The sequence below is a fragment of the Caulobacter sp. GW821-FHT12A07 genome (assembly GCF_058807655.1).
Genome location: NZ_JBXAQX010000001.1, coordinates 367,173 through 382,279, shown reverse-complemented (window position 1 = coordinate 382,279; position 15,107 = coordinate 367,173). Strand labels below are relative to the sequence as shown.

Genomic DNA, 15,107 nt, shown 5'->3' with positions numbered 1-15,107 from the left:
GGCCCTGGGCAGTAAGCCCTGGCCGATCGATTTCGACGAAGCGCGCGCTCCGGCTTCCGGGACGCGCGTTTTTCGTTTGAAGTCGCGCGAAAGCTCCCTACATCTGGAGGACGAGCGATGCGCCGCCGCGCCCGTTTCAGGCCGGCCGGCGATTCCGTCCGATGTCCTTTCGGGACCCGTCGGGGGCTCCCGGGCCCCTTCGAGCGGCCAAAAATCCCCATCCCATTCGAAAATAATTCGTGGAACCAAACCGGCGTTCGCACGATCGCGCGCGGTCTATAAAGTCACCAAGAACATAGGTTCAAAGCGGCGCCAATCGCGACAAGAACACGCCCATTTTTCGCCTCTGTCACCTGACGGTTTCGTAATGCGAAAGCTGAACGACCCGGATGGAGTGTGTAGGTCCAAGGTCAAGCTTTATTGGATCAATGAAGAGAGAAGGCGAACAATGATCGGCCAAGTCAAAGGCAGCTTGAAGATGGCGGCGGTGGTCGCGCTGGTGGCTGGGGGCCTGGCGGTCAGCGGCTGCGCGACCAAGAAGTACGTCAACACCCAGGTCGGCGGGGTCGCCACCCGCGTCGACGGGCATGACACCCAGATCGCTGAACTGGACAAGACCTCGCGCGAGGCGCTGGAGCGCGCCACGGCGGCCGGCAAGCTGGCCGAGGGCAAGTTCATGTACTCGATGGTGCTGTCCGACGATTCCGTGAAGTTCCCGACCGACCAGGACGCCCTGTCGCCGGAGGCCGAACAGCGCCTCGCCGACTTCGCGTCGAAGCTCAAGGAAGAGAACAAGAACGTCTACCTGGAGATCCAGGGCTACACCGACGCCACCGGCGAGACCGGCTACAACGAAAAGCTCGGCCAACGCCGCGCCGACGCGGTGCGCAAGTATCTGTCCCGTCAGGGCGTGGCCCTGAACCGGATGGCGACCATCTCGTACGGCTCGGAAGACCCGATCGCCCCGAACGAGACCAAGGAGGGCCGGGCGCAGAACCGCCGGGTCGTGATCATGGTGCTCGCCTAGGCCTAACCGCCCAGGACGCCAAGACCGGCGGGCGAGGACTCCACATCTCGCCTGGCCGGCCCGAGCGCCAGACTGAACCTTGGGCGGTCCCGGAAACGGGGCTGCCTTTTTTCGTGGTCTGATCTTTGGGCGAGGCGACTTCCGCCCGCTGATCCTTCCCCCAAATCCGTCTCTCCCCGCGAAGGCGGGGACCCAAGCTGGCTTTCAGGATGGGGCGTGGCCGTGGATCATCCGCAGACTCGGCTTGGATCCCCGCCTTCGCGGGGACGCGCGGTGAAAAAGCGCTTCGGTTTCCGAATGGCCAGCCGTCAGGCCAGGGCGGGGAAGCCGCCGGTCTGGCGAAGGGCCTCGGCCAGCGCCATGCCCGCGGTCACCGAGACGTTCAGCGAGCGGGCCTCGGGGCGCAGGGGAATGACCAGCCGGGCGTCGACGGCGGCGTGCACCTCTTGCGGGGCGCCGCGACTCTCGTTGCCGAACAGCAGGGTGTCGCCGGGCTGGAAGGCGAAGTCGTGGAAGCTTGTGTCGCCGCGGGTGGTGAAAAGCACCAGGCGCCCCTCCGTCCGCTGCGGCGCCGCCAGGAACGATTCCCACGAATCATGTCGCGTCAGGTGCGTCAGCGGGCCGTAGTCGAGGGCCGCGCGCTTCAAGCTCTTGTCGTCCAAGGGAAAGCTGCAGGGTTCGATGACGTCGAGCCCGACCGAGAGGCAAGCCGAAAGCCGAATCGCCGCGCCCACGTTCTGGGGAATGCCGGGTTGAAAAAGGGCGAGACGCATTCTAACGAACCAACCATGGGGCTAGTAGGGGCATTGCTGCGCATCGAAAGGGCTTGCGAACTCTGTTCGCCCATCCGATAGGGAGCATGCCCCTTGTGGCGAAGATCCGCTTGCGGGTCGAATAAAAGATACTGCGCCGAAATGGCGCTTCCTGGTCGGGTCGCTCGCCGGTCCGACGGAAACGAAGGGTGGAACAAGGTGGCCGACACCGCCGTGGGCGCAAAGACCGAGTCTGGGTCCGATCCCAGCCGACGCGATTTCATTTACATCGCGGCCATTACGGCCGCCGCCGGCGGCGCCGCCGCCATTGCCTGGCCGTTCATCGACCAGATGAATCCCTCTGCGGACACGCTGGCCCTGGCCTCGACCGAGTTCGACCTGACCAAGGTCGCCGACGGCCAGCAGGTCACGCTGAAGTGGCGCGGCAAGCCGTTGTTCGTGCGTAACCGTACGTCGGCCGAGATCGCCCGCGCGGTGAAGGACGACCATGATCCGGGCCTGCGCGACCCGCAGACCGACGCCGAGCGCGTGAAGCCGGGCAAGGCCCAATGGCTGGTGCTGATCGGTTCGTGCACGCACCTGGGCTGCGTGCCCACCTTCGGCGGCGGCGACTACGGCGGCTGGTTCTGCCCGTGCCACGGCTCGCACTACGACACGTCCGGCCGGATCCGTAAGGGCCCCGCTCCGAAGAACCTGGTGGTTCCGGAGTACGCCTTCCTGTCCGACACCAAGGTCAAGATCGGGTAAGCCAGATGAGCGGACATTCGACCTACCAACCCAAGACCGGTATCGAGCGCTGGCTCGACGCCCGTCTGCCGATCGTGCGCCTGGGCTACGACAGCTTCGTCGACTACCCCACCCCGCGTAACCTGAACTACTGGTGGACCTTCGGCGGCATCCTGTCGCTGTGCCTGGCCAGCCAGCTGATCACCGGCATCATCCTGGTGATGCACTACACGCCGAGCGCCGACCACGCCTTCGCCAGCGTCGAGCACATCATGCGCGACGTGAACTACGGCTGGCTGATCCGCTACATGCACGCCAACGGGGCGTCGATGTTCTTCATCGCCGTCTACGTCCACATGCTGCGCGGCCTCTACTACGGCTCCTACAAGGCGCCCCGCGAGGTGCTGTGGATCCTGGGCTGCGTGATCTATCTGCTGATGATGGCCACGGCCTTCATGGGCTACGTGCTGCCCTGGGGCCAGATGAGCTTCCACGGCGCCGTCGTGATCACCAACCTGTTCGGCGCCCTGCCGATCGTCGGCCCGTCGATCACCACCTGGCTGTGGGGCGGCTTCGCCGTCGACAACGCCACGCTGAACCGCTTCTTCTCGCTGCACTACCTGCTGCCCTTCATGATCGCGGGCGTCGTGATCCTGCACATCTGGGCGCTGCACGTGGTCGGCCAGAACAACCCGACCGGCGTCGAACCCAAGTCGAAAGCCGACACCCTGCCCTTCACGCCGTACGCCACGGTGAAGGACGCCTTTGCGATGAGCGTCTTCATGATCCTCTTCGCGGTGTTCGTCTTCTACCTGCCGAACGCCCTGGGCCACGCCGACAACTACGTCGAGGCCAACCCGCTGGTGACGCCGTCGCACATCGTGCCCGAATGGTACTTCCTGCCGTTCTACGCGATCCTGCGCGCCGTTCCGGACAAGCTGATGGGCGTGCTGGCCATGTTCGGCGCCATCGCCTGCCTGTTCGCCCTGCCGTGGCTGGACACCTCGAAGGTGCGCTCAATGCGCTACCGCCCGACCGCGAAGCTCTATTTCCTCATCTTCGTGGTGGTGTGCTGCATCCTGGGCCTCTGCGGCGCCAAGCTGCCGGACGATCCGGTGCTGGGTCACTTCAAGACCTTCACCCTGATCGACTCCGACCTGAACAGCTTCGTGTGGCTGAGCCGGTTCGCCTCGCTCTACTACTTCGCGTTCTTCCTGGTGATCCTGCCGGTGCTGGGCCTGGTCGAGAAGACCCTGCCGGTGCCGGACTCCATCGCCTCGCCCGCCCTGTCGCACCCGGCCGCCGCGCCGGAGCAAGCGACCGCCGCGCCTGAAATGAAGGGCTGATCCCGATGCTGCGCAAACTCTTCGCCATCGCAGCGGTCGCGGGTCTGCTGACGGCTGGAGCCTCGGCTCCGGCCCTGGCCGCCGGTCACCCGCTGGAACCCGAGAAGATCCACTGGTCGTTCGAGGGACCGCTCGGCAAGTTCGACCAGGCCCAGCTGCAACGCGGCTACAAGGTCTATCGCGAGGTCTGCTCGGCCTGCCACTCCATGAAGCTGGTCAGCTTCCGGAACCTCGGCGACAAGGGCGGCCCGTTCTATAACGACAAGTACCCGAACTCGAACGACAACCCGTGGGTCAAGGCGATCGCCAAGGAGTTCGAGGTCGCCGACATCGACTCCGAGACCGGCGACGCCATCAAGCGCCCGGCCACCAGCGCCGACCGCTTCCCCTCGCCGTTCCCGAACGAGGCCGCGGCCCGGGCCAGCAACGGCGGCGCCCTGCCGCCGGACATGTCGCTGCTGGCCAAGGCCCGCGAAGGCGGTCCGGACTACATCCATGCCATCGTCACGGGCTACAAGGACGCCCCGGCCGGCCTGAAGGTCGGCGTGGGCCAGCACTACAACCCGTACATGGCCGGCGACCTGACCTCGTACTGGAGCGGCTCGCACGAGCATGTTCCGCCGGGCGGCTTCATCGCCATGGCCCCGCCGCTGAAGGCCGGCCTCGTCACCTTCGACGACGGCACGCCCTCGACGATCGACCAGCAGGCCAAGGACGTCTCGGCCTTCCTGATGTGGGCCGCCGAGCCCAAGCTGGAAGAGCGCAAGCAGACCGGCTTCGCCGTGCTGATCTACCTGATCCTGTTCGCGGGCCTGCTCTATGCGGCCTACCGCCAGGTCTGGAAGAACGAGTCGCACTGAGCGGCGCGTTCGGACTGAGAACGAAGAAGGGCCCGGCGGCGACGCCGGGCCCTTTTTTGTTTTGGAACCTCCCCCTCTGGGGGAGGCGATCGCGTAGCGATCGGTGGGGGGAGTGATTGCGAGGTGGGCCGACATCTCGGAAGCTGAAAACGGCCCCCCACCGGCCTTCGGCCTCCTCCCCCAGAGGGGGAGGTTTCCTGAGGCTTTCACCCCCGCTCCAGCACCGTATCGATCGTGAACCCGCCCTTCAGGGCCAGGGTCACCGGCGTGCGCTCGACGACGTCGCGCAGGCGGGCGACGGCGGCTTCGTTCAGGTCGCCGGTGGCGGCCACCTTGCGGTCGATCCTGGGCTTGTCGCCGTGGGTGTCGAGCGCCAGGTCGACGGTGATGGTCACCTCGCCCCAGCCCTTGCGGTCGGCGTACATCCGCAGCGTGGTGGCGGTGCAGGCGGCCAGGCCCGCCAGCACGAAGCCGAACGGCGGCGGGCCGGCGTCCTGGCCGCCCAGGGCCGGGGGCTCGTCGCCGACCAGCTTGTGGCCGTTCACCTCGAGCAGGATCGTGTGGCGCGGATCGGCGGTGACGGCGTGGGCGCGCGAGGCCATGGGGGAAGCTCCGTACAGGGAAGAAGAAGGATCAGGGCGTCAGCCACAGGGCGTGGGCGGCCGGGTCCAGCCGCAGGCGGCCCCGGGCCAGCACCTCGACGCCCAGCGCCCCGACCACGCCGGGCGGCAGGTCGCCGGCCTTCACGGCCCGGGCGCGCGGATAGAGGCGGCCGTCGAAGGCCAGGGCCGCCACCGTGCCGGCCGGTTTCTGGCGCGGCCCATCGGCCGGTCCCCGGGCCCGCAGCACGCCGCCCGAGGCGGTGTCGAGGGCGAAGGGGCCCTGGACGCTGGTGAAGCCGTCCGAAGCGGTCGCCCGCACGGTCGGCACCCCGCCGATCATCTCGACGGGCAGGGCGCGTCCCGAAGGCCTCGCGAGCCCGTCGGCGGGCGCCAGCGTCAGGCGGCAGGGGGAGAAGTCGATCACCACCGTGTAGCGGGCCAGGACGTCGGCCCCGATGACCCCGGCGATGGGGGCGACGAAGCCGACGCCCCGATAGTCGAGGTCGATGACGGCCACCGGCTGGGCGGGCAGGGTCTCGCCGGCGACGCGGATGGGCAGGGAGAGATCGGTCGCCTCGAAGCCGCCGGCCTGGGCCTTGGTCTCGTGCAGCAGGGTGCGGGGCGCCGACAGGTCGATGACGAAGTCGCCGGTCATGTCGCCTATCGCGGCCGGGGCGACGACCGCGCCGTTCTCGAACCAGCAGGCCGTCTCGCCGGCCCGCGCCGAGGCGGCGGTCGCGAGGATCAGGGCCAGGGCGAGGAGCGGGGCGCGCATGGAGGGAGACTAGAGCGTGTTCAGCCGAGAGGGGAAGCGGGGAGGGGGATAGCCCGAACCGATGGCGCATGGCTTGAACGAAAGAGGGCGGACGCTGTCGCGTCCGCCCCCCTCCGGCCCTCTGGGCCACCTCCCCCAGAGGGAGAGGATCTTGGCGCACTAGATGCTCCCCCTCTGGGGGAGCTGTCGCGAAGCGACTGAGGGGGTTTTGCCCCCTACTTCAGCAGCCCCACCGGCACGGTCTGCGCCGCCACCGTCGCGGTCGCCTTGGCGCTGATCGCCGCCGAGGACGCCCCCAACTGCACCTCGTAGTCGCCGGCAGCGACCTTCCAGCCGTGGGCGGCGTCGTCCCAGACAGCCAGCAGGCGCGGGTCTACGGTCAGGGTGACGGCCCGGCTGGCGCCGGGGGCGAGGGCGACTTTCTGGAAGCCGGCCAGGCGGCGCGGGGCTTCCCAGCCGCCCGCCTTGGGCGAGACATAGACCTGCGGCACGTCCTTGCCGGCCCGCTTGCCGGTGTTGGTCACCTTGAACGACACGGTCAGCTTGCCGCCGGCGCTCGCCGTCTTCAGGTCCGAATAGGCGAAGCTGGTGTAGGACAGGCCGTGGCCGAACGGGAACAGCGGCTGCAGGCCCTTCTTGTCGAACCACTTGTAGCCGATGGCCGCGCCCTCGATCGAATAGTCGACCGAGAACAGCGCGTCCGGCGTCTTCGGATCGCCGTCGAGCGTGGGGCGGGGCAGCTGGGCCTCGCTGGCCGGGAAGGTCACGGGCAGGCGGCCGGAGGCGTCCACCTCGCCGGTCAGCACGCGGGCGATGGCCTCGCCGCCGTTGGTGCCGGGATACCAGGCCTGCAGCACCGCGCCGACGTCGTTAAGCCAGGGCATGGTGACCGGGCCGCCGGTCTCCAGCACCACGACCACCTTCTTGCCGGCCTTGGCGGCGGCGGCGATCGTCGCGTCCTGGTTCTTGGGCAGGGTCAGGGACGGAGCGTCTTCCGACTCGGTGGTCCACTGGTCGGCGAAGACGATGACGAGGTCGCTGTCGGCGGCCAGCTTGGCCACGGCGGCCGGGTCCTTGCCGTCGTCATAGGTGAACTTGGCCTGCGGGGCGCGGGCCTGCAGCGCCTTCAGCGGCGAGGACGGGTAGTAGATCACCGGGCCCGGCCAGGTCTTGGGCTCCAGGCCCTGCACGGCGCGGCCGCCGGCCGGATAGACCTGCGAGGAGCCGCCGCCCGACAGCACGCCGACATTGGCGTAGGCGCCGATCACGGCGATCTTCTGGGCCTTCAGCGCCAGGGGCAGCAGGCCCTTGTCGTTCTTCAGCAGGACGATGCCTTCCTCGGCGTCGGCCTGGCTGACCTTGCCGTTGGCGGCCAGGTCGATCGGGGCGATCTTCACCGGATGGTCGACCGCGCCGCTGGCGAACAGCGAGCGGACGATGCGGCGGGCCATGTCGTCCAGGCGCGCCTGGCTGACCGCGCCGCTGGCCAGATCGGCCTTCAGCACGCTCGCCAGGAAGGGCTGCTTGTCGAAGGCGTCGCCGGCCGATTCCTGGTCGAGGCCGGCGTTGACCGACTTGGAGCCGGAATGCACCGCGCCCCAGTCGGACATGACGTAGCCCTTGTAGCCCCAGTCCTGCTTCAGCACCTTGTTGAGCAGCCAGTCGTTCTCGCAGGCGTAGTCGCCGTTGACGCGGTTGTAGGCGCACATCACCGAGTGCGGCTCCGACGCCTCGATGGCGATCTGGAAGGCCAGCAGGTCGGAGGTGCGGGCGTCGGCCTGGCCGATCCTGCTGTCGACCACGAAGCGGCCGGTCTCCTGGGCGTTCAGGGCGTAGTGCTTGATGGTCGAGACGATCTTGGCCGACTGGATGCCCTTGATCTGGGCTCCGACCATGACGCCGGCCAGCAGCGGATCCTCGCCGCCATATTCGAAGTTGCGGCCGTTGCGCGGCTCGCGGACCAGGTTGACGCCGCCGGCCAGCATGACGTTGAAGCCCGAATTGCGGGCCTCCGAGCCGATCATCGCGCCGCCCTTCTGCGCCAGTTCCGGGTTCCAGGTGGCGGTGGTGGCCATGCCCGAGGGCAGGGCGGTGCGTTCGCGGAACTCGGCGGCGCTGCCCTGGGTGGCCACGCCGACGCCGGCGTCGGTTTCCCACTGGGCCGGGATACCCAGGCGCGGCAGGCCCGGCACGTAGCCGGCCGAGCCGGGCAGCGAGCCTTCGATGCGCGTGTATTTGGGCTTCATGTCGGCGCCGAAGTAGCCGTAGACCAGGGTCAGCTTCTCGTCCTGGGTCATGGCCTTGAGCACGAGGTCGGCGCGCGTGTCGGCGTCGAGCTTGGGATCAAGCCAGGGCTGGCTTGCGGGAGCCGCGGCGTGGCCGGCGTGATCCTGGGCGCAGGCGGGCAGGGCGGCCAGGCCCCCGAGGGCGATGGTCAGGGCCAGGGCGCTGGCGCGGAAACGCGAGTTCATTCTACCTCCCACACGGATCTTATTGGCCGGCTTGGCCGGCGGTGCTTGTCGCGGACGGAGCGCTCCGTCAGCTGGTCTTGGCCGGCGGACCCTTGCGGGCCGGGCCGGTGGATTCGCGGATCACCAGGCTGTGCTGGGCCAGGAACGGTCCGGTGCGCAGGCCGGATTCGCCGCTGTTCCAGGCCGCGAAGGTCTGCAGGGCGCGCAGGGCCATGGGCTCGAACGGCTGGCGGATGGTGGTCAGGGTCGGCCAGATGACCCCGGCGATGGGCGCGTCGTCGAAGCCGACCACCGAGATGTCGTCGGGAATGCGCAGGCCGCGGCGCTGGGCCTCCATGCAGGTGGCGGCGGCCATCTCGTCGTTGGCGGCGAAGATCGCGGTCGGCGGCTCGTCGATCTCGAGCAGCAGCCTGGCGGCGTCGAGGCCGGTCTTGAAGGTGAACTCGCCCTGGACGATCAGCTCCGGGGCCGGGCGTGGCAGGCCGGCGGCGGCGTAGGCCTCGAAGAAGCCGTTGCGGCGATGGGTGCTGGCGGCGTGGTCGGGGTGGCCCGAGATGTGGCCGATACGGGTGTGGCCCAGGCTGAACAGGTGCTCGACCACCTCGCGGGCGGCGGCGCGGTCGTCCATGGCGATGGCCGGGAAGTGCGGGTCGGGCGTGGTCGGCGAGATCAGCACGCAGCGCACTTCCAGCTCGCGCAGCAGCGCCTTCAGCGGGCCGAAGTCGCATTCGGGCGGCAGCAGCACGACCTCGCGGATGCCGCCGTCCTCGACGAAGGCGCGGATGCGGTCCTGCCAGCCGGCGATCGGGCCGTCGAACAGCTCGACCGTCAGGTGGCGGCCGGTCTCCAGGCAGGCCAGCAGCAGGGCGTGGTGCGTGCGGGTGTGATAGCCGCCGCTGGGGTCGCCCATCAGGGCGCCGACAGCCGACGAGCCCTGGGCGCGGAACTGGCGGGCCACGGCGCTGGGCTGATAGCCGAGGGCGGACATGGCCTCGCGGACCTTGTCGCGGGTCTTGGCGGTGACGCTGGCGTGGTCGTTGAGGACCCGCGAGACCGTCTTGGCCGAGACCCCGGCCCGCTGGGCCACATCGTGAATCGTCGACATTTAGAGGATCCGCACCCGACTCGGCCGTCGCCGCGCGCCCGGCAGGACGGCGGCCGGACGGCTCCCTTGACCAGCCATACCGCAGCTGGATCGGCTTGTCATGCGATGGGACAGGTTCGGGTCAAAAATTGTCTTGCAGTCGGACATTGTGTTGTCCTGTAAATGTCTTATCGGACATTTCGGTGTGGCCTCGGCGTCCTTGTCGCCCGCGTCCTGCGGTTTTGATTCCCTTCGTGGCCTCGCCCGTAGATTTTATTGAGTTGAGGCGAAGTGGGGTTGGCAGCGCTGTCTCCTTTGTCGCTCAGGCCGAAGTGTGTGAGATAAAATGCCTTATATAATAGGGAATTATCTCGTCTCTCGGGCTCGATCTGATCGGGCCTGAGCGCCCCGCAGGTATGTTGCGTTCCGGCGATTTTCAGAAATGACAACGTTGACATTCTTGTTGACTTGCTCGGGACATTTGGGAATGTAGCCACCGTGAGCGGCGACTGAGGGCTGTCTCGCAGCACCGTTCCGGCGCCGGGGGTCGCCGACAGGACATCACCGGGTCAAGGCCGCCAGAAGCAGGTTGGCGTGAAGGCCAAGGCCCGGGCTCAAGACCCACCGCGGCGCGCAAAGAGCGTCGCGGCCCGAACGCAAGAACAAAGACATTGGGGAGCGATCGACTTGACCACACCACGTTCGAAGTCCGTCTGGACTCGCGGCTTGACCCTGGCCTTGCTGGCCGGCGCGTCTCAGGCCGTCATCACCACAACCGCCCTGGCGCAGACCACCGAAGAGACCGCGGTCGACGAGATCGTCGTCACCGGCGTGCGCGGCTCGCAGCTGAAATCCGTCGACGTCAAGCGCAAGCAAGTCTCGATCGTCGACGCCATCTCGTCGGAAGACATCGGCAAGCTGCCCGACGTCACCATCGTCGACTCGCTGCAGCGCATCACCGGCGTACAGATCCAGCGTGACGCCGGCGAGGGCAAGACCGTCAACATCCGCGGCCTCAAGCAGGTGATCACCCTGCTGAACGGCGAGCAGTACCTCAGCGCCGGCAACATGGGCGAGGCCCAGCCGAACCTGCTGGACGTGCCCTCACAACTGATGAACCAGGTGCTGGTCTACAAGTCGACCGACCCGAACAACGCCCTGTCGGGCATCTCGGGCACCATCGACCTGCGCACCCGCCGGCCGTTCCAGATGTCGGAAGGCTTCACGCTCGCCGGCGCGGTCGAAGGCCAGCGCGGCGACCGCACCAGCGAAGACGACTACCTGGGCAACATCCTGGCCAGCTGGCGCAACGACCGCGTCGGCCTGCTGGTGTCGGCCGCCCAGAGCAAGTCGAACCTGGGCAACAACTATTCGGGCACCGTCGCGCTGTCGGGCAACAACGACTGGGGCGGCACCAACCCCAACTCGTTCATCTCGCCGCACGGCTACGAAAGCTTCAACCGCGTCGTCGAGCGCAAGCGCACCGGCGTCAACGTCTCGTTCGAGGCCGACCTGGGCGAAGGCTTCACCCTGATCGCGGAAGGCTTCTACGCCAAGCTCGACGAATACAACCGCGCCATCGGCATCAACATCTCCAACCGCTGGGACGGCGGCGCCTTCGGCAACTGGACCAAGCCGACCGACTTCCAGCCCGTGGGCATCGGCGGCTGGCAGGCCGTCAGCGAGTACGACATCGACGCCTGGTGGATCAATTCGTTCAGCGTCAACCGCGTCACCAAGTCGGAATCGAAAAACTACAACCTCGAACTGAAGTACGACAACGGCGGCAAGTTCACCTCGGAGGTGCGGGCCATCCGCGCCAACGGTGAAAAGCTGAGCATGAACGGCCAGGCCCAGGGCGACCTCAGCAACTGGCAGTACGCGCCCAACCGCTTCAACCTGTTCCGCAACGCGCAGGACCGCACCCGCGGCCCGTTCTATCCGAAGGCCATCTGCGACCAGTACCCGGCCAGCCAGCGCAGCAACGCCGTGGCCGGCTCGGCCGGCGGCTGCTACCTGACGCCCAACCCGCAGGGCTACGGCGAGAACCCGCAGCTGCACTACGACATCAGCGGCGGCCACCCGGTGTGGAGCGGCTTCGACACGCCGATCTCTGGCGGCCTGGGCGCGGGCAAGACCCTGCGCGACTACATGGCCAACAAGGACAGCTACGCGATCGGGGCCTTCTCGTCGGAAGGCAACAACGAGGTCGAGTCGGACATGAACGTGTTCCGCGCCGACGGCCACTACCGCTTCGACGACAAGTTCCTGGGCTTCATCACCAAGGTCGACGCCGGCGTCCGCCAGAGCGACCGCTCGATCAGCGTCGAGCAGTTCCACCTGTTCTCGTCGTTCTACGGCGGCGTGGCGGGCGCGGTGCAGAAGAACGGCACGGCCGTTCCGGCCGCCGGCTGCATGGCGCAGTGGAAGGCCATCGACGTGGCCATGGACAACAACCAGTGCTCGGCGGGCGAGTTCGTGCCCAACCCGATCACCGGCGTGCCCGAGTTCCAGCCCTACACCGTCAACCGTCCGACCAAGCTCTACACCTACAACAACATCCAGTTCGTCACCGACCTGGGCGGCGTCACCTCGGGCATGCCCGGCTTCTGGGCCATCGACCCGAAGGACTTCGACGACATCGTCGCCTTCCAGAACAAGGTGTTCGGCGGCGCGACCCGCGTGCAGGTGCCCGGCCAGACCTACGACGTCGATCTGAAGGAGCAGAGCGCCTACGGCGCGGCCGACTTCTCCATCGGCAACCTGTCGGGCAACTTCGGCCTGCGGGTCATCCAGACCGAACTGCTGGTCAAGCAGAACAACACCGGCGACACCCTGGCCTACGGCGACACCAACGCCGACGTCGGCGACACGGTCACCCGCCGCAAGTACACCGACTGGCTGCCGTCGCTGAACGCGGTCTACGACCTGGGCGACCACTGGAAGTTCCGCTTCGCCTTCTCGAAGACGATGCAGCCGCTGGACCTGGGCAACTACGGCGGCGGCCTGTCGATCTTCACCGCCGACTGCGGCTCGGTGAAGCCGGGCGTGCGCTGCGTCACCGGCGCCAGCTCGTCGGGCAATCCGATGCTGGATCCGTGGCGCTCGGACAACTTCGACGGCGCGGTCGAGTACTATTTCGGCCGGGCCTCGATGTTCAACCTGTCGGCCTTCAAGCTGAAGATCGACAGCTTCGTGACCAGCGGCGTCACCACCGGCCGGTTCACCAACGGCGACGGCTCGCTCAGCGATCCGGTCAACGTCTCGCTGCCGGTGCAGGGCCAGAGCGGTTCGGTCGAGGGCGTGGAAGTGGGGGCCAAGATCGCCTTCACCGACGTGATCCCCGACATGCCGATCCTGTCCAACTTCGGCATCGACACCAACTACACCTACTCGCCGAGCGAGGAGTCGCGCGTCGGCCTGGACGGCCACAAGCTGCCCTTCGTCGACAACTCCAAGCACCAGTGGAACCTGGTCGGCTGGTATCAGGACGACAAGCTGCAGGCCCGCGTGGCCTACAACTATCGCAACGATCGCCTGGCCGAGGTGATGAGCAACAACATCCCGATCTACCAGGACGCCACCGGCTACGTGGACGTGAACGTCAGCTACAACATCCGCGACAACGTCACGGTCTATCTGAACGGCTCGAACGTCTCGGGCGAGATCGAGACCTATTACGCCCGGTTCGCCAAGGGCAAGACGCAGTACATCAAGCAAAACGAGTTCGAGCCTCGCTACACCATCGGCCTGCGCGCCAAGTGGTGATCTGACTTTCCTCCTGCGCCCGTCGCGGCGGCTCCCCTAGGGCCGCCGCGACGGGTCTTTTTTGTTTCAGCAGGTGCTTTCCGTTTGCGCCTTCGGGCGCCAGTTTCGGTCGGGGAGGATCGGCCATGAGCCAAGACGTCCGCGAAGGGCGCATCCGCAGCATCGTCATCGTCGGCGGCGGCACCGCCGGCTGGATGGCGGCCGCGGCTCTGCGTCGCCACTTCGGCCAGGCGCCGATCGACATCACCCTGGTCGAGAGTTCCGAGATCGGCACGATCGGGGTGGGCGAGGCGACCATCCCCACCATCCGCGCCTTCTACCGCAACCTTGGTCTCGACGACCTGGAGGTGCTGCGCGCCACGCAAGGCACCTGCAAGCTCGGCATCCGCTTCAAGGACTGGATGGCCCCGGGCTCGGCCTTCATCCATCCCTTCGGCCTCTACGGCCAGGACCTGAACGGGGTGGCCTTCCAGCACTATTGGGCCAAGGCCCGCGCCAGCGGCGATGTCGGGGCGTTCGGCGAATACTGCCTGGGCGCGTCCCTGGCGGCGGCGGGCAAGTTCACCGTGCCTGCGGCCAATCCGCCGTCGAGCCTGTCGGTTTTCGACTGGGCCCTGCATTTCGACGCCAGCCTGTTCGCCCAGCTGATGCGCCGCGTGGCCGAGGCCAACGGCGTCAAGCGCATCGACGCCAAGGTCGTGAAGGTCAATCTGCGCCCCGACGACGGCTTCGTCGCCTCGCTGGACCTGCATACGGGCCAGACCATCGAGGGCGACCTCTTCATCGACTGCTCGGGTTTCCGGGGCCTACTGATCGAGGAGGCGCTGGAGACCGGCTACGAGGACTGGTCGCAATGGCTGTTCTGCGACCGTGCCCTGGCCGTGCAGAGCCAGCCTGCAGAGGGGGCGGAACCGCCGCCCTATACCGACGTCACCGCCCATGACGCCGGCTGGCGCTGGCGCATCCCGCTGCAGCACCGCTACGGCAACGGCTATGTCTATTCGAGCCGCCATATCGACGACGAGGCGGCCAAGGCCGAGCTGGTCGCCGCCGTGCCCGACAGGCTGCTGCACGAGCCGCGCCTGATCCGTTTCACGCCGGGCCGCCGCAAGCAGGTGTGGAACCGCAACGTCGTGGCCCTGGGCCTGGCGTCGGGGTTCCTGGAGCCGCTGGAGAGCACTTCGATCGCCCTGATCGAGACCGGGATCGAGAAGCTTAAAGCCCTGTTCCCGGACCGGCGCTTCGACCCGGCGGTGATCGACGAGTTCAACGACTGGTCGCGGCGCGAGATGGAGCGGGTGCGCGACTTCGTGATTCTGCACTACAAGGCCGCCCAGCGGGGCGACACGCCGTTCTGGCGCACCACCCGCGACGCCGACATCCCCGAGACCCTGGCCCGCAAGGTCGAGCTGTTCCGCGCCCGCGGCCACGTGGCCCGCTATCGCTGGGAGATGTTCCAGCCGCCCAGCTGGCTGGCGATCTTCGACGGCTTCGACATCCGCCCCGAAGGCTGGGATCCGGCGCTGGACGGGATCGACGGCGCGGCCCTGGCCGCCAGCCTCAACCAGATGCGGGCGGGCGTGGCCCGGGTGGTCGCCGAGGCCCCCTCCCACGGCGAGTTCCTGCGCCGCTACGTCGCCGCCCAGCCGGCGGCGGCCGAATAGACGACAACGAT

Annotated in this window: 11 protein-coding genes; 6 read left to right on the top strand and 5 right to left on the bottom strand. The window is 67.7% G+C overall.

Annotation, left to right across the window (positions count from 1 at the left end):
* The first annotated feature begins 448 nt into the window (after nt 1-448).
* The gene (locus AC1RRS_RS01825; protein ID WP_492853692.1) at nt 449-1,027 is read left to right on the top strand and encodes an OmpA family protein; all 579 of its coding nucleotides are present in this window, start codon (nt 449-451) and stop codon (nt 1,025-1,027) included.
* 308 nt (nt 1,028-1,335) lie between these two features.
* Here the strand turns inward: AC1RRS_RS01825 and AC1RRS_RS01820 are convergent, their stop codons facing one another.
* Nucleotides 1,336-1,800, bottom strand: a complete 465-nt coding sequence (locus tag AC1RRS_RS01820) for a tRNA (cytidine(34)-2'-O)-methyltransferase (protein WP_492853691.1) — start codon at nt 1,798-1,800, stop codon at nt 1,336-1,338.
* A gap of 198 nt (nt 1,801-1,998) precedes the next feature.
* Between AC1RRS_RS01820 and petA the strand changes: the two genes are divergently transcribed.
* Genes petA through AC1RRS_RS01805 form a run of 3 tightly spaced genes read left to right on the top strand, consistent with a single transcriptional unit; the run spans nt 1,999 to nt 4,732 of the window.
* Entirely contained in the window at nt 1,999-2,547 is a 549-nt protein-coding gene (gene petA / locus AC1RRS_RS01815) for a ubiquinol-cytochrome c reductase iron-sulfur subunit (RefSeq protein WP_110120228.1), read from the top strand.
* 5 nt (nt 2,548-2,552) lie between these two features.
* Nucleotides 2,553-3,872: a cytochrome b gene (locus tag AC1RRS_RS01810; protein WP_487288122.1), complete on the top strand. Its 1,320-nt coding sequence runs from the start codon at nt 2,553-2,555 to the stop codon at nt 3,870-3,872.
* 5 nt (nt 3,873-3,877) lie between these two features.
* Complete coding sequence (locus tag AC1RRS_RS01805) at nt 3,878-4,732, top strand: cytochrome c1 (protein WP_492853690.1); 855 nt, start codon at nt 3,878-3,880, stop codon at nt 4,730-4,732.
* A 206-nt stretch (nt 4,733-4,938) separates the two neighbouring features.
* Here the strand turns inward: AC1RRS_RS01805 and AC1RRS_RS01800 are convergent, their stop codons facing one another.
* From AC1RRS_RS01800 to AC1RRS_RS01785, 4 genes are all read right to left on the bottom strand, one after another.
* Complete coding sequence (locus AC1RRS_RS01800; RefSeq protein WP_492853689.1) at nt 4,939-5,334, bottom strand: OsmC family protein; 396 nt, start codon at nt 5,332-5,334, stop codon at nt 4,939-4,941.
* A gap of 31 nt (nt 5,335-5,365) precedes the next feature.
* Nucleotides 5,366-6,109, bottom strand: coding sequence for a hypothetical protein (locus AC1RRS_RS01795; RefSeq protein ID WP_492853688.1), 744 nt, complete (start codon nt 6,107-6,109; stop codon nt 5,366-5,368).
* A gap of 215 nt (nt 6,110-6,324) precedes the next feature.
* A complete protein-coding gene (locus tag AC1RRS_RS01790; protein ID WP_492853687.1) occupies nt 6,325-8,580 on the bottom strand; it encodes a beta-glucosidase family protein in 2,256 nt (751 codons plus the stop codon).
* A 67-nt stretch (nt 8,581-8,647) separates the two neighbouring features.
* Nucleotides 8,648-9,685, bottom strand: coding sequence for a LacI family DNA-binding transcriptional regulator (locus AC1RRS_RS01785; RefSeq protein ID WP_110119074.1), 1,038 nt, complete (start codon nt 9,683-9,685; stop codon nt 8,648-8,650).
* A 666-nt stretch (nt 9,686-10,351) separates the two neighbouring features.
* Between AC1RRS_RS01785 and AC1RRS_RS01780 the strand changes: the two genes are divergently transcribed.
* Nucleotides 10,352-13,432: a TonB-dependent receptor gene (locus AC1RRS_RS01780; protein ID WP_492853686.1), complete on the top strand. Its 3,081-nt coding sequence runs from the start codon at nt 10,352-10,354 to the stop codon at nt 13,430-13,432.
* A gap of 125 nt (nt 13,433-13,557) precedes the next feature.
* Complete coding sequence (locus tag AC1RRS_RS01775) at nt 13,558-15,096, top strand: tryptophan halogenase family protein (protein WP_492853685.1); 1,539 nt, start codon at nt 13,558-13,560, stop codon at nt 15,094-15,096.
* Nucleotides 15,097-15,107 lie beyond the last annotated feature (11 nt).